The organism is Anabaenopsis tanganyikae CS-531 (genome assembly GCF_029891675.1).
Taxonomy (GTDB): domain Bacteria; phylum Cyanobacteriota; class Cyanobacteriia; order Cyanobacteriales; family Nostocaceae; genus Anabaenopsis; species Anabaenopsis arnoldii.
The window spans coordinates 1-18136 of record NZ_JANQDF010000028.1 but is presented as its reverse complement, the minus strand read 5'-3'; the positions used below and the strand labels follow the sequence as shown (position 1 = coordinate 18136).

Sequence of the window (18136 nt, the reverse complement as noted above, 5' to 3'; positions counted from 1 at the left end):
CTATCAACTGCACTAGGCATCCCCCCGTGCCATTGACATCACTTATATAATACCAATGTGCTTTCATTTAGCGATTGCTACACACAGATGCAAGCTCTGCGTAGCGATCGCCTGTGCCAGTTGCGTAAGTCCTAAGGATATTTAGCAGTTACTACTAATGATCATGACATTACCTCAACTTATATACTTCTCCCCTATCAACCAATATCTCACCGGTCAATAAATCCTTCACAGTAGCTAATAAAGTCCGATGAGAATCTACGTAAAATAACACAGATATCCTATCAAAACCTGCTTCTCCGGGGGGGTTAAGTTTAGCTACACAAACCTTTTGATGCTGACTATCTAAAGAACGATAAGTTTCTTGGTGTTGGACAATACTGCTTGTCATTCTTCCTGACGCATCAAAAGCGATTTCTGTTTGCGTCATATCGCCTAATTCACCAATATCCAAATGCACCTCCATTTGTCCATTATTTGCAACTTGTAAATTTAACCATGCTTTAGATTCACAAGGATATTTTGTACCTTGTGTAAATAAGCGATGATAAGTATATGTTCTACTGTAAGCATCCCATAAACGAATAGCGTAACTATGATGCAAGAAATCATCAACCTGTGTAAATTTACTCACAGTTAAAGCACCATGACACACAGCATCAAAGGGCTTATTAAGTTTTACCTTATTCTTACCGAAATAAGATATAATTAGTTGTCTGACTGCCGGAATTAAACAACTTCCTCCTACTAATAAGACTTCATCAATATCATTTTTATGAATACCTTTTTTGAAAGCAATTCCTAACACATCATCTAAAGCTTCCCGCAACTGTTGTAAAAATTGTCTATTTTCTAAAATCTCCTCTAATTTTTCACGATTCATTCTCAATTCATAAGACATAAAAGATTCATCATCAAACCATGTTTCACTAACAGATTGATTTTTGGATAATTGAATTTTTAGCTTTTCGGCAATTTCTAACAAATTTTGATAAGCAATTTTGCCTAATTGTTCCCGTCTTAAATTCTGAGAACGTAAATAATCTTCTACTATCCAAATATCAATATCTTCTCCACCTACATAAGCTTCAGATTTAGCTAAAACCTCAGCGCGTAAATTACCATTGGGACTAGAATGAGGAACTGTTTTGAGTAAACTTAAATCTAGAGTTCCTCCGCCAAAGTCCACCACTAACATCAACACACCAGGATGTTTGATAGCATATCCCAAGCCAGCAGCCGTAGATTCATCTATAATTGAAACCTCAGGAACATTTAACTTTGCTCCCAAGTCTCGAAACCAATCTAAATAACGTTCAAAAGCACCAACAGGAACAGTAAAAACTAAATGATTTGGTTTAATATTTTGTTTTTTAATTTCTCTCCAAATACTTTGAATAAATAACTCACATATTGATCTAGAATCATAATCTCTTCCCTCGATATGTATCGGGGGTGATTGATAATCTCCAGCTAAATCACGTTTAAATTTTTTAAATAATCGCTCAGGAGGGTAACTTTGAGAAAGTCCTAGTCTTTGACTGCGGACCCCTTCACCTAAGATCACCTGGTTATGTGATTTAATAAAGAGTACGCTGGGAATAACTGGAATTTCTAATCTTTCACCGTGAGCAGAAGCACCAATAAATAAACGGGATAGATTAGGAAAACGTAAACTTTTAGGTAATTGAGTATCAGGTTCTAAAATACTGACCACAGTATTACTTGTACCAAAATCAATTGCAACAGTTGTCATAATTCAAGATTGAAAGTAGGTTTGGTTTCAACGTAAATCAACAAAACCATGAGGTCATGAAATTTTTCATTTTTGCTTCTAGCAATGGTAAAATTGCACCTGAAAAGGTGGTATTATTTGACAATAATTATCTAATACGGCAGTTTTAAAAATGCCGTAGTATACCGGGATATTTAAGTATAGATTTATTATCTGTGATTGCTGAAGTTTTAAGTTAGTAACCCCAGCCTACGATATGAAAGATTTTAACATTTATTATATCTACCTGGAAGAGTGCGACTAACCTTAGCTGGATAGAGAATATTATCACCTTTTTGATAACCAATAAAACGAATATATACTAATTCTCCTTCTAGGATCTCATCACTATCAGCTTGATGTAATTGGGGATGATAGTTTACCTGTTCCCAAGTTTCACCAATGGGGGTATAACCCCAACTAGAAATAAGTTGCTCTAAAGATGTGAATAGGGACAGTATGTTTTTAGCAGGTAATTCAGGTTGTGCTAGAGCCATTTTCTTGACTGTAGGATAGTTGCTGAGTAAGGTTTGCAGTTGGGTAAAAGTCTCACACTGAAAATCACTTTGTAATTGTTGAGCTTGTTGTTTTAACTCTTCTCTGAGTCGTTGACATTGAATTTCTAAATCTTGGATTTTTCTCTCGGTGTTTGGAGAAATTACAGGTTGATTGATAATAGGGAGAGCTTGAGATTTTTCTAAAAATAGTGATGACAAAACCAGATAAATCGCCACTACCATAATTATACCAAAAGTAAGATGATTTATTTGTTCTAGCATATTATTTATTGACATATTTTTGAGATAAAAATGGTTTAAAAGATAAAATCATACTGTCTAACTCACTTTTATTATGCATGAGAAGATAAATCTTATTTCCAAGATATTTGTGTGCTGCTGCGATTTCGACAGGAATGATATTATGTCATCACCACTGCTGCAAGGATTGATTTTCACATATATTGATTAACCCATCTGGTTCGTAATATTCAGGTAAAAGTTCCTGAGATTCTATTGCTCCCAAGGATTTTTCTAAACCTCGTGTCGTTTCTACACAACTAGATCCGGTTGCATTTAAAACCTTTTCGACAATCTTACCATCTTTACCAATGTGATATTCAACTTTTTGATATTCTGCCATGATGCTTCTTCCTTTATCCTCATTATAAGCAATAATACTTTTAAACTGGGAGCAGTTCATTTTTTGATAACGCTGATAAAACCTCAACCCAACCCTCTCTTGATGAATAGGAGAAAGGGTGAGTAGAAATTTTATTTCCGTGCTTCACCAGGGGGATGTAATATACAGAGGTAAAACAGAGATGTTAACCCTTAAACCCATCTACCTACTACAACCCTGATCGTACCATCTTCTAATATTTCTTCTGTTTCTATATTAAATCCCTCAGTTTCAATTGTCTTCATCAAGATTTTGTGGGCATATTTTTGACTAATATGATTGACAAACTCCTGTTCATCAATTTCTGCACCCCAAAAATCTGCAACTAATTCATAATTTTCTCCCTGTGGACGAAAGCCTAAATCATAACCATTTTCTTGGGGGATGACATATTCGGCTGTTGTGCTATCACCCATGTAACCCCGTACATTGGTGTTTTTTTCTACGGTATAACCTAACTCTCGTAGTACTTGATGCAGAATTTCCCCCTCTTTGATTTGGATTTGGATAGTCGTAAAATGAGACATATAAAACTCCTCAATGTAATTGCTTCTAGCGGAATAGTCATGTTATGATTATGATATTTTCGCAGGAGAGAATATTCACCTATTCCCCTTTCTTTTAATCTACTTCTAGGGGAGTTAAGCCTTGTTGCTGAGAATAGTTTTTTAACTCCTCAACTAATTGGGTATCTATAGAAGCTGTTCTGGCTCCTGCTTCCGCAGCCCAGCGTTTTAAACTAGCGATTTGTTCTTTGGCTATGGCTGCTAAAGGTACGGTTTCTGATATAGCGGCTAAAATATCATCTGTGTTAAAATCACGCCGATTACCATTTACCAGATTACCAAAAGCTTGATGCATTCCATCAATAATCACTTGCTGAATTTCAGCACCGCTAAAGTTTTCTGTATGTTCAGCAAGTTTGGGTAAATCAAAGTCTCGCAGTTGGGAGGGACGAATTTTTTGCAGGTGGACTTTGAAAATATCATGACGTTCTTGTTCTGTAGGTAAATTTAAAAAGAATATTTCATCAAAGCGCCCTTTCCTTAATAACTCAGCTGGGAGAATTTGCACATTATTGGCCGTAGCTACCATAAAGACTGGACTTGTTTTTTCTTGCATCCAAGTAATTAATGTCCCAAATACCCGGCGAGAGGTGCCAGAATCACCATCAGCACTACTATTGATATTACCAAATGCTTTATCTATTTCATCCATCCATAATACACACGGAGAAATAGCTTCTGCTAATTGAATCATTTTGCGAATGCGATTCTCACTTTCTCCCACTATTCCCCCAAATAGTCTACCTACATCTAAGCGTAAGAGAGGTAAACGCCATTCATGGGCGATGGTTTTGGCTGATAATGATTTACCAGTTCCTTGTATTCCTACAAGTAAAATTCCTTTGGGGTTAGGTATTCCATACCGTCGAGCTTCTTCGGTAAACGCATCTTGACGCATCCGCACCCACTGTTTAAGATTTTCCAATCCCCCAACATTCTTTAATGATTCATGGGCTGTGTAAAATTCTAATATTCCTGTTTGGCGAACTGCTTGTTTCTTGGCTTCTAAAACTCCGTCAATATCTGATTCGTTTACTTGTCCTTTGGCGGCTAAAGCTGCTGCTAAAACTCGCCGAATTCTAGCGCGACTTAATCCTTCACAGGCTTTGATGAGTTGCTCTTTTCCTAGTCCGCTTAAATTGAGTTTCTCAGGAACCACTAGTTGGTGAATCAAGTAATCAATCTCTGCAATCTTTGGTAAAGGAAAATCAATAACTGTGATTTCTTCTTGTAATTCTGGAGGAATGGTTAATGTATGACTGGTGAGGATGAGGGTCTGACGGGTGCGGTTGAGTTGTCGAGTCAGATTTTTGAGCGCGCGAATCACGGGAGCATGTCTTTCCATCTCCGGGCTTTTGAGGATAAAATGTATATCACGCAATACAAATATAGTAGTTGTGTTTTCTGGTGCTTTGGCTATTCTGGCTAATGCACTCATGACGGATCCTTTATCGTTTCCGTTGTCATTCCAACCGGTAACTATGTCCCAGAATAATAACTGACGCTGTGACTGGGATAGTTGCGTGACTTGTTGTAGTACTTCTTCTATGGGTTCTTCTTCGGCTCCGACTATATAAAGTAGTGGATAGCGGGCGCGAAGCATTAAGTCTAATTGCTGGACTAGTTTTTCATGGGGACTTGCGGTGCTCACAGCATTGTTACTCATTAGTATAAATGGCAAATGAATTATTAATGTATGAAATTTGTCTAGGAGATATGAGCAGTTATAAGTTGGGCTATCCTGTCGCTAAACCACCACCGATCTTTATGGTTCAGCTATTTATTTCGATTCCTATCCTAATAACTACCCGACAAAAAGCTTTATAAAGTTAGCTAATGGTCAAACACCATTGGCTAGATTTTCGCCTCGATGATTCAAGCCTTGTGGGTGAGGATAAGAATAGCGACATCTCAGGCTGGGAATAGCATTTAAAAGGGCTGGTAACTCCGGCGCTTGACTTGGAATATTAAGCACAGTATCATGTCCTTCCGGTTCCTGTGGATTATTCATCATTCCTCAACACTGGGTTTACTTATTGCTGTATTAAAAATATCATACTCCCGCTGGATAATAAACGCCCAGTCTATTTATCCCCAGTTCCTATATGGCGAAGTGAGAATAAATTTCTGATTTTTGACCTTTCCTAGAGCGTTTATGGCGGCTCTTGTTGAGCGATTACCTTGGGATCTGCGCGATAGCTGGCGTGGCGCAGCCATAGGGCGATCGCACGCTATATCATAGCTAAAGCTTGAGCGAATGGCAATTGCTAATTTTTGGTATAGCTAGTACAGTCAGACAGGGCATGACCGCCAATTCACAATAAAAGTTTACATTTTTGTGTCACCCTCATATGCTACAATTGGACAGTTTAGAAATCAGAGAAATAAACAAATCTCGACCACCCACAAAACAAGACTCCACACAACACCAAAGAGCTAAAAAATTAGGCATTTGTACCGTTTGATTTCTCCTATCACAATTAATCTCAGTGCATTGCAGGCAATGGTTAGTCTTCCTCCATCCTACTCTGTCCCCGAAAGCTTTCCAAACTTCATAGTCCCACTCTTGAGTTCCCCCCAAACTTTCATAAATCTGCTTTTGAACAGAAAAACCAAACAGCCCATCGCTGTACTTTAACCACAACTGGTCAATGGTACCAAGGTCTGCACAGGGAAAGTCATGAATACTTTGAATATTTAACCAGCCTTCCTCTTCCCTTTGCGCAACAGCTAACATTACCCGCTTTGTTTCGTCATCAGCTGCTTTCCACTTCTGTTTTGCGAGTAAGTCGCGCAGGTGAGTATAGTCTGCCCCTACAACTGAGTATAACTCTATTCCGTCCTCAAATATTCTTAACGCCTCTTTGGCCTTGGCTTCTGTGCGAGACTGCAACAACGAATAAGCTGCATATTGTACCTTTGGTGACTCATCATTTAAAGCCTGAATTAAGAAATCTAAACCCAGTTCGCCATAATTGAAAGCTTGTGCAATTCCGAGGATTCTCACCTGGGGATTAGGATTACTAAAGCGTAATATCACCCCTTCCATACCACCTAAAACTGCTGCGAACTGTGGCGCTGTATGTTGTCCACCAAGTACAGCATCGTATTCACCAGGTTCTTGCGGATTATTCGTCATTGCTCTATCTCTAGCCTTGATGTATTGCTGTGTCCAAAAGATTGGACCTAGTGAGACGGTGGGACGACAGATGTCAGAAACTTATGCATATTGATCAACTTATGCAGTTTGACAGTTGTGACTATGAGCAAACATTTTTTATTCAGTTTTATTTACCGGAGATGATATGCGGCTAAGTATCGCCAGTAATATAAATATATAAATGCAACTAATAGTTAACTTTGGCATAAGCTACTTGCAGAAGTTCGCTATACAGTAAAGGCGCTGCGGTTTGCAACCCAATCACAACGATCTGTGTCATACTGGTAAATTCACAAAAAAACTCTATCTCTATCTTAACGACAATAGAGATCATAAGTTTATGTGACTCCCAGTGCTGAGGAATCGCGGATTTTGGGGATGGTGTTTGAGCAATCTCGTCCCTGTTGATAGGTGTTCTTATGGCACCAGAATATCTGGCGACCGCCGACATCTCTACCCACAAGAGGATAGGATTTTACGCTCTACCAATCAACGGCCTTAACCCCATGTCCTAATTATAGTATCACCCAAGTATTATGAGAAATACTTGAATAAATCTTAATTACTCTGAACATCACCCCAAAAACCCTATCTGAGTTAGTAAATCTTAAACTCTGCTAACTAGGTAGAGTTTGATCACCAAAAAAATGAAAAATGGGTTTAAAGTTTTGCCAATGTAGCGGTACTTTTTAATACAGAACTATAAACAGGGTGTCAGTCTGGCTATGCTGCAACTAGAGGTAGTTCATACCCGCAATCTGAGAGTTGCTAGGGTAAGCAGTATGTGACAATATTTCACTTATACATACTTTCTCGGGTTGAGCGATGGCGATCGCCCCTATCAAAACATAGTGGGAGCGTGAGAACCCCTAAGAGGATGTTTGTCAAGTCATGATTAGTGTATCGAAATTATTTGACCCTTCCCTAACCCTCCCCTTGTAAGGGGAGGGGACTGGATTTGATTGTTTTTTGTGTGTTCCCTGTTCGGTGTGTTCCCTGTTCCCTAAGATAAAAATTACCTGTTGAAAACTTATCAAACATCCTCTAAGGGATTAAGTAAATCATATCGTAAACGTTGCGTAGCATGGCTTTGGCCTGGGTAGCAACATCAGTTTAGAATCCCCTGTGTTTCCAGCAGGGGAGATGTCAAGCTAATTTCATGTTTTCACCTAAACATACAACAAGAATTAAGAATCTAACCTTTACCATAAATACTCATCGGCTCCTTGAGGAACTTAATATAAAAATGTTTAAACGTAGACTTAATCACCCGAGGCATGGCAAAATCAATTGGCATTAACTGATCTGGTAGTTGCCAATCTGTTATTGTCAGTAAATCTGGATGTAAATGGGGAAAATCAATTTCGGTAAGTTCAGGACAAACGCCCAATCTTTGAGAAGCTGCAACCGTAGGTACTTGTTCCGGTGATACCTTGAGAATTTCCACCATTGACCGATCTAAAGCAAATACATCTGATGCTGCTGCTAAAATACCCAAATCACGGGGTTCTCCCCCACTAGGTCCATTACCTTCATGACCGATGATACCATCTAAAATGGTTAGGTTGGGATTAATTGCCCTGGCTGTCTCTACTAACATTTCACCAAATCGGTGAGTATCTTTCCCCGCTTCCATGTGCCACCAAGCTTTCATTTTACCCGGAACACAACCAAACAGATTTTTTACCCCCATAGTTAAAGTCAACTGCATATGTGATTTGACTTTGGGTAAGTTAATGACTACATCTGCTTCCATAGCCTCTTTACATAGCCGCAGATGATTAAAATCTTCACTGACAGTTTGGTAACGCTTACCGTGAAACTCAATAATAGGAATATTCAGTTCTTCTAAAAGCGGGAGATAGCCATTGGCTTGTGCTACTCCTTTGGCGCTTCCAAAAGCCGGACTGTCCCCTAAAAAGGGCTGACCACCAGCGTCTATGACCATCTGGGCAACTTCATAAACCAGTTCCCGGCGGGTTGTACACTCCTTATGGGGACGGGCCCCTGTGAGAAGATTCGGTTTGAGTAACACTCTATCCCCTGGTTTCACAAAGGCAGACATCCCCCCCAAAGGTTGCAGCAGGGTAGCTAAAGATGCCCGTAAAGCCTCCTGTTCATAGGAAGTAGCCCGAATCAAACTAACGGATGGTTTTTGAGTCTGCATGGATAATATATAGGATTGATATAAGTACAATTATACGCCCCTCTTCTTGGTAAGGAGAGGGGAGACCTGGAAGTGAGTCAAAAGTGAGGTAAGGTGTTTGAATTTTATGTTAGAGGCACAATGGCGCTCATTTGTTCCAAATCTAACACTTTTGCTAATTCCCCTTCACTCATTAACCCTCTTTCTAAAACAATTTGCCTGAGAGATTTACCGGTTTCTAAAGATTCTTTGGCTACAGCAGCCGCATTTAAATAACCAATGTGGCTATTTAGTGCTGTGACTAATGCTAAACTACCTTCAGCATAAGTTAAACAACGTTCCCTGTTGGCAGCAATTCCCTCAATACAGCGTTGGGTCAGAGCCGCGATGGTATTACCGAGAATTTCGATACTGTGAATCAGATTATAGGCGATGAGGGGCATCATCACATTCAATTCTAATTGTCCTGCTTGAGCAGCTAAGGCGATCGCATGATCGTAACCCATTACCTGAAAACATACCATAGATGTCATCTCTGCCATAACTGGGTTATATTTACCCGGCATAATTGAGGAACCCGGTTGTACTGGGGGTAATTGAATTTCTTTAAAACCAGTTTTGGGGCCTGAGTCCATTAACCGCAAATCATGGGAGATTTTGACTAAATCCTGCGCTAAATTGCGTAAAGCACCGGAAACATTCACAAAAGGTGCCATACTCTGCATTGCGGCCATTAAATGGGGTGCTGGTTCCAATGGTGATTCCATCAACTGGGAAATCACTTCTACCACACGGGTGCGATACTGGGGATGAGTATTCATTCCAGTACCAGCAGCACTACCACCCAAACCCAAGACCATTAAATCCCCAGAAGCTATATAGATGCGGTTCTGGTGGTCTGATAATATCTGCGCCCAACCGCCGAAATTATCACCCAAACGCACAGGGACTGCATCTTGTAAGTGGGTTCTCCCTGATTTGACGATATCTTGAAATTCTACAGCTTTGGTTTCTAATGCGGCGATCGCTTTTGATAGAGCGGGGTGTAATGTGTGGGTGAGGGCTAATAGTCCCCCAATCCGAATTGCCGTAGGAATCACATCATTGGTAGACTGTCCATAGTTTACATGGTCATTGGGACTCACCCGCTGATAATTGCCCTTTTCTTCCCCAAGAATTTCTAAAGCTCGATTTGCTAAAACTTCATTGACATTCATGTGGTGAGAAGTCCCCGCACCAGCTTGATAAACATCTACTACAAACTGATCTCGTAACTTCCCGTCCAATATTTCATCAGCAGCTTGGACAATTGCTTGACTGATATCTGAGGGAATACAACCCAATTCTCCGTTGACGATAGCGGTAGCTTTTTTGATAATTAAACAAGCATCTACATAAGTAGATAAGGGTCTAATGCTGCTAATATCGAAGTTTTCTACTGCTCGGAGTGTTTGAATACCGTAATAAGCGCTACTTGCAATTTGGCGATCGCCCATGGAATCGCGTTCAATGCGAAAATCTTTATTTTCAGTCATAGTGTTCTGTGGATCATGTCAAAATACAGATCATGCCATGCAAATACACTAAAAACCTAATTTGGTGCTATATGAATTTACCCAACTTAATTACCTTTTCTCGACTTTTGGGAATACCGTTTTTACTTTACGGCTTATATAATCCTACACCCCAAGCTAGATGGGTCTGTTTGACCATATTCTTGGTCGCAGCGTTAACTGATTGGTTGGATGGCTATTTGGCGCGCAAACTCAACCAAATTACTGATTTAGGTAAATTTCTCGACCCTTTAGTGGATAAATTACTCGTACTTGCGCCCTTGTTAGTCTTAGTGGAATTAGAAACTATTCCCGCTTGGGGGGTGTTTGTGATTTTAGCACGGGAATTGGCGATCGCTGGTTGGCGGGTCAATCAAACTACAATCACAGGGGCGAATATTTGGGGGAAATTTAAAACCGTCAGTCAAATAATTGCTATATCACTGTTAATTGCTCCTTTATCCACAGCTTGGAAAACTCCTTGTTTGATTGCTTTTTGGGTTTCTGTAGTTTTGACTTTAATATCTGGGGTCATTTATCTGATTCCATCTAGGAATCAAAACAGTTTGTAAGATAGCATCCCATTAGTGATATGAGAAAGGCTCTAAATTTTATCACAAAGAACATCGTTGGTTGTCTGGTGGTTTTAGATTTGATATGATTCTTAGTTAGGCTGTCCTCTTTTCATAGTTTTGTTTTATCCAGGATTGATATTCTCCTGAGCGTACCTGATTAATCCAATCGGTGTTATTCAGATACCATTTGACAGTTTTCAATAAACCACTATCAAAGTTCTCTTGAGGTTGCCAACCTAATTCATCAATAATTTTACTACAATTAATTGCATATCTCCTGTCATGTCCCGGACGGTCTTTGACAAAAGTAATTAAATCAGAGTGGGAAAAATCAGATTTAGGGGCTAATTCATCTAGAATTGCACAAATTTTCGCCACAACTTGTAAGTTGGTTTGTTCGTTCATTCCACCAACATTATAAGTTTCACCAAGTTTTCCCTGTTCTAGAACCAGTTTAATGGCTTGACAATGGTCGATAACATAAAGCCAATCTCGAATATTTTGACCATCCCCATATATAGGTAATGGTTGACCTTCCATCCCATTCAGGATAGTCAAAGGAATCAGCTTTTCAGGAAACTGACGCGGACCATAATTATTAGAGCAATTTGTGGTTAAAGTTGGTAATCCATAGGTATGATAATAAGCCCTCACAAAATGGTCAGATGCTGCTTTCGATGCTGCATAAGGACTATTAGGCGCATAGGGGGTATCTTCTTTAAAAGCTGGTTCTTGGGGACTTAGTGAGCCGTAAACCTCATCTGTAGATATGTGCAAAAATCGAAACTTTTGCTGTCTTAGTGGTGACAATTTATCCCAATATATCCGACTTGTTTCTAATAGCTGGAATGTACCAACCACATTAGTTTGAATAAAAGACTCTGGACTTAAAATAGAACGGTCAACATGACTTTCAGCCGCAAAATTAATAATCGCTTCTGGCTGATATTTTTCTAATAAAAAACTAACTAATTCACAATTACTAATATCTCCGCGCACAAAAAGATAGTTGGGATCATCTTGTATTGCTGCTAAAGTTCCTAAATTACTTGCGTAGGTTAATTTATCTAAATTAATGACTTTAGCCCATCCTAATCTCGTCGCTTCTAACACGAAATTAGCACCAATAAAACCCGCTCCGCCTGTCACCAATACAGTTTGCATATCTTCTCAAATAGTTGATTTATTAATCTTTTATTCGCCCCGTAGTGGTTAAAACTTATCTTAACCACCACCTAAACTATAGCAGTCCTAAATCATTTATAAACTTCCCTCTTCCCTTAGATACCTAAACGACTAACGACCTGGAGAAATTTTGAAATAGAATTGCTATAGTCCCGGCTAAACCCTAGACAGCCTGCAAAATTTCTTCATCTAAGGAGAAATCAATTTCAGCTTGATCTTGTCTAGATTTGAGATAATCCTTTTCTAGAGAATCAGCTAACCCAGAAATTAAATCATATTCAGGTTGCCAAGCTAATTCTCTCATAGCTTTATTCACTGATGCAAAGAAATGCTGTACTCGCATGGGGAAAGCTTTGCGCTTGCCAAAATCGAATTTTTTCGGGTCATAATGTACTATTTTAATGGCATCAGGTGATTTACCCGCTGCTACAGCACAAGCACGGGCTAAACCATCAAAGGTCACAAAGCGATCGCCGGAAATATTATAAATTTGTTTTATGGCTTGTTGATTACCGATGACCTGTAACATGGACTGAGCTAAATCTTTGACATGACCTAACTGGGTAATATGCAAGCCATTACCAGGAATGGGAAGGGGGCGATCGCGTAAAATTCTATCAAAAAACCAGCTTTCTAAAGGATTATAGTTACCCGGTCCGTAAATATAAGTTGGGCGAATCGCAGTAAAAGGTAAATTTTGTTGAGTTAGGTAAGATTCTGTTTCATGCTTACCCCGGTGGCGACTTTTCGGATCTACTGCATCCCCTTCTATGTGCGGTAATTGGTCAGATTTGAGATATACCCCCGCAGAACTCATATATACAAAGTGTTGTACCCGTCCTTGATAGATTTCTGCTAAAGGTTGAGTATCCGTAAGTTCCCGACCGTTATTATCAAAAATCACATCGAATTCCTCCGATGATAATTTTTCTTTTAGTTGGTTGGGGTCAGTGCGATCGCCTATAATTTGTCCTACTCCCGGTAAAGAAGGTAAAGGACGATTCCCACGATTAAACAGTACCACCTCATGCCCTTGTTCTACCAACAGTTGAGTCAGATAAACACCAATGAACCTAGTACCACCCATGATTAAAATTCGCATAAAATCCCACCTGAAAAAAAATACTTGTTGTCAAGAGGCTGAAGTCACTATTACCTAGTCCCTAACTTGAGGTTATCAGGTGGCCGTATCCCTGTGGAACCTATAAAGAAAAAACCATTACCTATATCTGACAACTATTTTTGTCTGTTTTTTACCTGTGAGAGTTAGCCGTGTCTTTAAAATATGCTTTAGTTCATGAGTGGCTCACACCTAAAGCCACTGGGGGTTCAGAAATAGTAGTCCAGGAAATTCTCAAACATATAGACGCTGATGTATATGCTCTGATTGATTTTGAGTCAACCAATCCTCACAGTTATTTATACAAACGGCAGATTGGCACAAGCTTTCTCCAGCAATGGCCTTATGCTCAAAATGGTGTGCAAAAGTACTTACCTTTCTTACCGTTGGCAATTGAACAACTGGATTTACGGGATTATGATGTTATTCTTTCCTCATCCCACGCAGTGGCGAAAGGAGTTCTCACAACTCCCGATCAGTTGCATATCTGTTACTGTCATACTCCCATGCGCTATGCTTGGGATTTGACATTTGATTATCTGCACCACAGCAAGTTGGGACAGGGTTTACCTGGATGGGTAACTCGATATTTACTACATAGTTTACGCCAGTGGGATGTCTTGAGTGCCAATCGCGTAGATTACTTTATCGCCAATTCCCACCATACAGCTCGTCGCATTTGGCGCTGCTATCGGCGAGCAGCAACGGTTATTTATCCACCGGTAAATATTGATAAATTCCCATTGGTGACCCAAAAAGAAGATTTTTATCTCACAGTTTCCCGGTTAGTCAGTTACAAGCAGGTATCCTTAATCGTCAAAGCTTTTAATCAATTACAACTCCCATTGGTAATTATTGGGACAGGATCGGAAATACCAAAAATTCGCGAAATAGCCAGTTCCAACATCCAAATACTTGGATGGCAACCCGATGATGTGGTAAAAAAATATATGGCTAAAGCTAAGGCATTTGTGTATGCAGCTTGTGAAGATTTTGGCATTGCCTTAGTAGAAGCACAAGCTTGTGGTACTCCAGTCATTGCTTACGGTGCTGGAGGTGCTTTAGAAACGGTGCGCGATCTGCGCGCTTGTACCGATACAGCAACGGGCATATTTTTCAGCACACAAACAACAGCAGCCTTAATGGAGGCAGTAGAAAAATTTGAAATTTATCAAACTTCATTCAATCTTGAGTATATGCGATCGCACGCTGCCCAATTTTCATCACAAGTTTTTGCCCAGCGCTATCTCAAATTTATAGAGCAATGTCACCAAGAAAAAAACATTCCAATAGCGTAGCATGGCCTAATCCATAAGTGAACAGCCAAAGTTAATTTCTGGCTTGGTAGTGCTTATTGGCACTTGATGCCCAGAAATGTTTCATTTTAGCTGTAAGATTGAGACTATGTGTGGTGTGGATTATTAAGGAGTATGATGACTGGCCAGAGCTCACTCCTCTCCGGTAAGCGATATCTAGGCTTCAGGAATGGTAAAGCCCAACAGCAAAGCACTAGTACGTCTATGCGTACTTTTATCAGCCGGGGACAAAAAACCAAGACGCCTAAACTCAAACCCAGAAGTTTGTCTTTACAGGGTTTAAACGGAGAGTTCGCTAAAAGATTGTTTGATATAGTGTTTTCACTGTTGGTATTGATTTTGTTCTTCCCACTTTATTTAATTTTGTCCCTGCTGATTGCTGTTAGCTCAGAAGGCCCGATTTTTTATATCCAGAAACGGGTAGGCAAAAACTACAAGACCTTCAATTGTATTAAATTTCGGACGATGGTCAGCAATGCAGACGAAATGCTCACGGAAATCATGGCAACATCACCTCACTTGCGAGAAGAATTCCAGAGCAATTTTAAGCTGAAAAAAGACCCCCGAATTACCAAAATTGGTCAATTTTTACGAATCACCAGCTTGGACGAATTACCTCAGTTTTGGAACGTTCTCAAGGGAGACATGAGTGTTGTCGGTCCTCGTCCCTTAGTAGGCTCCGAACTTGCTAAATATGGTTGTCACATTGATCATATTTTAACAATCCGCCCCGGAATTACGGGATTGTGGCAAGTTTCTGGGCGTAATGACATTCCTTACCCGCGAAGAGTCCAAATAGACCTGCATTATGTCAAATTTAGAAATTTCTGGCTAGATTTATGGATAATATTTAAAACAATTGATGTGGTTATTTTACCTAAAAATAAAGGCGCATACTGACAGCTACCGCTTGCGTAACCCATACAATCACTCCCACTGTATCGGGAAATTCCTGGGGTAGTTTCTCCTAGGAAACCATCAAAACCTCCCTTAGGTGTTGGGTAAGACAACCTTAATCATCCTTATGAAACAGAGAAATTTCCGTATTTCTCTGGGTGAGGTTTTTCAGTATTTACCGGTAATTGCATAACTAGTATGTACACCATAGGTTAGTCTGGGTAAGATGGTGTAAGATATCCCATTGATTAAAGTGATACTAATTCTTTGCCAAGCATAAATAATGTACACAAAATAATTAGGTTACTTTTGAGTTAAACTAATTCGGGGTGACTTGTGAAATGACTGACATATCAACAACGATAGCTACCGCTTGCGTAAGCTATGCAAAGCAAGCCTTAGACATATTGTTAACATCAATAGTTTTACCCTGAGATTATCTAGCCACAACTGGATTTTCTGAATCCGCGTTTAACCATTTCAATAGGGACAAAAGAGCATGACACAAACCAAACGGGCTTTAATTACTGGTATTACTGGTCAAGATGGTTCATATCTGAGTGAGTTTCTACTTGATCAAGGTTATGAAGTCCATGGTATTATTCGCCGGACTTCTACCTTTAATACAGACCGCATTGATCATATTTACGAAGATCCACATAAACCAGGAGTACGGTTGTTTCTGCACTACGGCGACTTAACCGATGGTACAACCCTACGCCGGATTATAGAACAAGTCCAACCGATAGAAATTTATAACTTGGGCGCTCAATCCCATGTCCGAGTCAGCTTTGACTCACCGGAATATACTGTTGATGCGGTAGGAATGGGAACACTGCGATTATTAGAAGCCATCCGGGACTACCAGCAACGTACAGGAATTCAGGTGCGTTTCTATCAAGCTGGTTCCTCAGAAATGTTTGGTTTAGTGCAAGCAGTACCCCAAAGCGAAACCACTCCTTTTTACCCACGCAGTCCCTATGCTTGTGCTAAAGTTTACGCCCACTGGCAAACTGTCAATTACCGCGAGTCCTATAATTTATTTGCCTGCAATGGCATACTTTTTAACCATGAATCACCCCGTCGGGGCGAAACCTTTGTGACTCGCAAAATTACCAGAGCGGTGGCTAAAATTGTCGCAGGTAAACAGAAAAAGATTTATATGGGTAATCTTGACTCCAAACGAGATTGGGGATATGCGAAGGATTACGTACGGGCGATGTGGATGATGTTGCAGCATGATCAACCCGATGATTACGTAATTGCTACTGGGGAGACTTACTCTGTACGGCAATTTTTGCAGGAGGCTTTTAGTTATGTGAACCTGAACTGGGAAGATTATGTCGAGTTTGACCAACGCTATCTTCGTCCCGCAGAAGTAGACTTGTTAATTGGTGACCCCACGAAGGCTAAACAAAAGCTTGGTTGGGAGCCTTCGGTAACTTTTACAGAACTAGTCGCTCTGATGGTGGAAGCAGATTTACAAGCATTGGGTTTGACTTCGCCAAATGGTAATGGTGCGAATATTGCCGATGATATTGCTACTATTCGTCAAGAACTGGGCGCTCTCCATTTCTAATCTATCCCAAGTAAAAGTATAAATTATGACTGCATTACAACTGAAAAATCAACGGATTCTCGTAACTGGTGGCGCAGGCTTCCTTGGCCGTCAAGTAGTTAATCAGTTATGTCAAGCAGGGGCTGACATTGCTAAAATTAGCATACCGCGATCGCGTGACCATGATTTACGTCTGCTGGAAAATTGCCAACGTGCAGTTGACCAACAAGATATTGTCATCCATTTAGCCGCTCATGTGGGTGGTATTGGTCTGAACCGCGAAAAACCCGCGGAGTTATTTTACGACAACTTAATCATGGGGACTCAGCTGATTCACAGTGCTTATGCAGCTGGAGTGAAAAAATTTGTTTGTGTGGGTACTATTTGCGCTTATCCTAAATTTACACCAGTGCCATTCCGAGAAGATGACCTATGGAATGGCTACCCAGAAGAAACTAACGCCCCCTATGGAATTGCTAAGAAAGCACTGTTAGTGCAATTGCAATCTTACCGCCAGCAGTACGGTTTTAATGGGATTTACTTGTTACCAGTAAATTTATATGGACCTGAAGATAATTTTGACCCCAGTAGTTCCCACGTGATTCCGGCTTTAATTCGCAAAGTCCATGAAGCCCAAATCAAGGGGGAAACACAACTCCCCGTTTGGGGTGATGGTAGCCCTACCCGTGAGTTTCTCTATTCGGAAGATGCGGCGCGGGGTATTGTCATGGGGACTCAGTTTTATAATGACTCTGAGCCAGTTAATCTAGGAACGGGTGCGGAAATCTCTATCTACGATTTAATTACTCTGATCTGTGAGTTGATGCAGTTTGATGGTGAAATAGTGTGGGAAACAGATAAACCTAATGGTCAACCCCGGCGCTGTTTGGATACTCAACGCGCTCAGGAGGCTTTTAACTTTACTGCTCAGGTGAGCTTTAGACAAGGGCTACAAAATACCATTGAGTGTGCGATTCGTTCTTCCTAAATGAGCATTTATGCTCAGGGACGGAAGGTAAGACTGGGTAAAACCAGACTCTTATAACTGTGTGTTCATGTGGGTGAGAATCCCACCCCCTAGGTGCAAGGGTGACAGCATCTTCCTTA

General features: G+C 40.2%; 17 protein-coding genes. 5 read left to right on the top strand and 12 right to left on the bottom strand.

What is annotated here, in order from left to right; genetic code table 11:
* Nucleotides 1–169: 169 nt before the first annotated feature.
* The 9 genes from NWP22_RS02775 to NWP22_RS02735 all read right to left on the bottom strand — a co-directional run bounded on the left by NWP22_RS02775 (nt 170) and on the right by NWP22_RS02735 (nt 10360).
* On the bottom strand, nt 170–1756 hold the full coding sequence (locus NWP22_RS02775; protein WP_271733336.1) for an Hsp70 family protein: 1587 nt from the start codon (nt 1754–1756) through the stop codon (nt 170–172).
* A 245-nt stretch (nt 1757–2001) separates the two neighbouring features.
* Nucleotides 2002–2553, bottom strand: a complete 552-nt coding sequence (locus NWP22_RS02770; RefSeq protein WP_280801482.1) for a nucleotide exchange factor GrpE — start codon at nt 2551–2553, stop codon at nt 2002–2004.
* 148 nt (nt 2554–2701) lie between these two features.
* Nucleotides 2702–2974 carry a DUF2997 domain-containing protein gene (locus NWP22_RS02765; RefSeq protein ID WP_271733334.1) on the bottom strand — a complete coding sequence of 91 codons (273 nt, stop codon included), beginning with the start codon at nt 2972–2974 and terminating at the stop codon, nt 2702–2704.
* A 131-nt stretch (nt 2975–3105) separates the two neighbouring features.
* On the bottom strand, nt 3106–3480 hold the full coding sequence (locus NWP22_RS02760) for a DUF1257 domain-containing protein (protein WP_271733333.1): 375 nt from the start codon (nt 3478–3480) through the stop codon (nt 3106–3108).
* A gap of 94 nt (nt 3481–3574) precedes the next feature.
* Complete coding sequence (locus tag NWP22_RS02755; protein ID WP_271733332.1) at nt 3575–5185, bottom strand: AAA family ATPase; 1611 nt, start codon at nt 5183–5185, stop codon at nt 3575–3577.
* Between the two features lie 174 nt (nt 5186–5359).
* On the bottom strand, nt 5360–5530 hold the full coding sequence (locus tag NWP22_RS02750; RefSeq protein WP_280801481.1) for a hypothetical protein: 171 nt from the start codon (nt 5528–5530) through the stop codon (nt 5360–5362).
* A gap of 336 nt (nt 5531–5866) precedes the next feature.
* On the bottom strand, nt 5867–6658 hold the full coding sequence (locus NWP22_RS02745; RefSeq protein ID WP_271733329.1) for a GUN4 domain-containing protein: 792 nt from the start codon (nt 6656–6658) through the stop codon (nt 5867–5869).
* A 1216-nt stretch (nt 6659–7874) separates the two neighbouring features.
* The gene (locus NWP22_RS02740) at nt 7875–8846 is read right to left on the bottom strand and encodes an Npun_F2552 family protein (protein WP_271733327.1); all 972 of its coding nucleotides are present in this window, start codon (nt 8844–8846) and stop codon (nt 7875–7877) included.
* A 104-nt stretch (nt 8847–8950) separates the two neighbouring features.
* Nucleotides 8951–10360: an aspartate ammonia-lyase gene (locus NWP22_RS02735; RefSeq protein ID WP_271733326.1), complete on the bottom strand. Its 1410-nt coding sequence runs from the start codon at nt 10358–10360 to the stop codon at nt 8951–8953.
* 71 nt (nt 10361–10431) lie between these two features.
* Between NWP22_RS02735 and pgsA the strand changes: the two genes are divergently transcribed.
* Complete coding sequence (gene pgsA / locus NWP22_RS02730; RefSeq protein ID WP_271733325.1) at nt 10432–10950, top strand: CDP-diacylglycerol--glycerol-3-phosphate 3-phosphatidyltransferase; 519 nt, start codon at nt 10432–10434, stop codon at nt 10948–10950.
* A 96-nt stretch (nt 10951–11046) separates the two neighbouring features.
* Here pgsA and rfbB read toward each other — a convergent pair whose 3' ends face one another.
* Entirely contained in the window at nt 11047–12117 is a 1071-nt protein-coding gene (rfbB, locus tag NWP22_RS02725) for a dTDP-glucose 4,6-dehydratase (protein WP_271733324.1), read from the bottom strand.
* A 184-nt stretch (nt 12118–12301) separates the two neighbouring features.
* Nucleotides 12302–13240, bottom strand: coding sequence for an NAD-dependent epimerase/dehydratase family protein (locus NWP22_RS02720; RefSeq protein ID WP_271733323.1), 939 nt, complete (start codon nt 13238–13240; stop codon nt 12302–12304).
* Nucleotides 13241–13410: 170 nt separating this feature from the next.
* Between NWP22_RS02720 and NWP22_RS02715 the strand changes: the two genes are divergently transcribed.
* Nucleotides 13411–14556: a glycosyltransferase gene (locus tag NWP22_RS02715; protein WP_271733322.1), complete on the top strand. Its 1146-nt coding sequence runs from the start codon at nt 13411–13413 to the stop codon at nt 14554–14556.
* Between the two features lie 135 nt (nt 14557–14691).
* Nucleotides 14692–15474 carry an undecaprenyl-phosphate galactose phosphotransferase family protein gene (locus NWP22_RS02710; RefSeq protein ID WP_271733356.1) on the top strand — a complete coding sequence of 261 codons (783 nt, stop codon included), beginning with the start codon at nt 14692–14694 and terminating at the stop codon, nt 15472–15474.
* Between the two features lie 165 nt (nt 15475–15639).
* Here the strand turns inward: NWP22_RS02710 and NWP22_RS02705 are convergent, their stop codons facing one another.
* Nucleotides 15640–15762, bottom strand: a complete 123-nt coding sequence (locus NWP22_RS02705; RefSeq protein ID WP_280801480.1) for a hypothetical protein — start codon at nt 15760–15762, stop codon at nt 15640–15642.
* Between the two features lie 208 nt (nt 15763–15970).
* Between NWP22_RS02705 and gmd the strand changes: the two genes are divergently transcribed.
* Nucleotides 15971–17050, top strand: a complete 1080-nt coding sequence (gene gmd / locus NWP22_RS02700) for a GDP-mannose 4,6-dehydratase (protein ID WP_271733321.1) — start codon at nt 15971–15973, stop codon at nt 17048–17050.
* A 25-nt stretch (nt 17051–17075) separates the two neighbouring features.
* The gene (locus NWP22_RS02695) at nt 17076–18017 is read left to right on the top strand and encodes a GDP-L-fucose synthase family protein (RefSeq protein WP_271733320.1); all 942 of its coding nucleotides are present in this window, start codon (nt 17076–17078) and stop codon (nt 18015–18017) included.
* Nucleotides 18018–18136: the final 119 nt, after the last annotated feature.

Coding starts and splice junctions, on each gene's coding strand:
- NWP22_RS02755 (WP_271733332.1), bottom strand. CDS start 5,185: ATGAGTAACAATGCTGTGAGCACCGCAAGTCCCCATGAAAAACTAGTC.
- NWP22_RS02695 (WP_271733320.1), top strand. CDS start 17,076: ATGACTGCATTACAACTGAAAAATCAACGGATTCTCGTAACTGGTGGC.
- NWP22_RS02720 (WP_271733323.1), bottom strand. CDS start 13,240: ATGCGAATTTTAATCATGGGTGGTACTAGGTTCATTGGTGTTTATCTG.
- NWP22_RS02765 (WP_271733334.1), bottom strand. CDS start 2,974: ATGAACTGCTCCCAGTTTAAAAGTATTATTGCTTATAATGAGGATAAA.
- NWP22_RS02740 (WP_271733327.1), bottom strand. CDS start 8,846: ATGCAGACTCAAAAACCATCCGTTAGTTTGATTCGGGCTACTTCCTAT.
- NWP22_RS02770 (WP_280801482.1), bottom strand. CDS start 2,553: ATGCTAGAACAAATAAATCATCTTACTTTTGGTATAATTATGGTAGTG.
- NWP22_RS02745 (WP_271733329.1), bottom strand. CDS start 6,658: ATGACGAATAATCCGCAAGAACCTGGTGAATACGATGCTGTACTTGGT.
- pgsA (WP_271733325.1), top strand. CDS start 10,432: ATGAATTTACCCAACTTAATTACCTTTTCTCGACTTTTGGGAATACCG.
- rfbB (WP_271733324.1), bottom strand. CDS start 12,117: ATGCAAACTGTATTGGTGACAGGCGGAGCGGGTTTTATTGGTGCTAAT.
- NWP22_RS02750 (WP_280801481.1), bottom strand. CDS start 5,530: ATGAATAATCCACAGGAACCGGAAGGACATGATACTGTGCTTAATATT.
- NWP22_RS02775 (WP_271733336.1), bottom strand. CDS start 1,756: ATGACAACTGTTGCAATTGATTTTGGTACAAGTAATACTGTGGTCAGT.
- NWP22_RS02710 (WP_271733356.1), top strand. CDS start 14,692: ATGACTGGCCAGAGCTCACTCCTCTCCGGTAAGCGATATCTAGGCTTC.
- gmd (WP_271733321.1), top strand. CDS start 15,971: ATGACACAAACCAAACGGGCTTTAATTACTGGTATTACTGGTCAAGAT.
- NWP22_RS02760 (WP_271733333.1), bottom strand. CDS start 3,480: ATGTCTCATTTTACGACTATCCAAATCCAAATCAAAGAGGGGGAAATT.
- NWP22_RS02735 (WP_271733326.1), bottom strand. CDS start 10,360: ATGACTGAAAATAAAGATTTTCGCATTGAACGCGATTCCATGGGCGAT.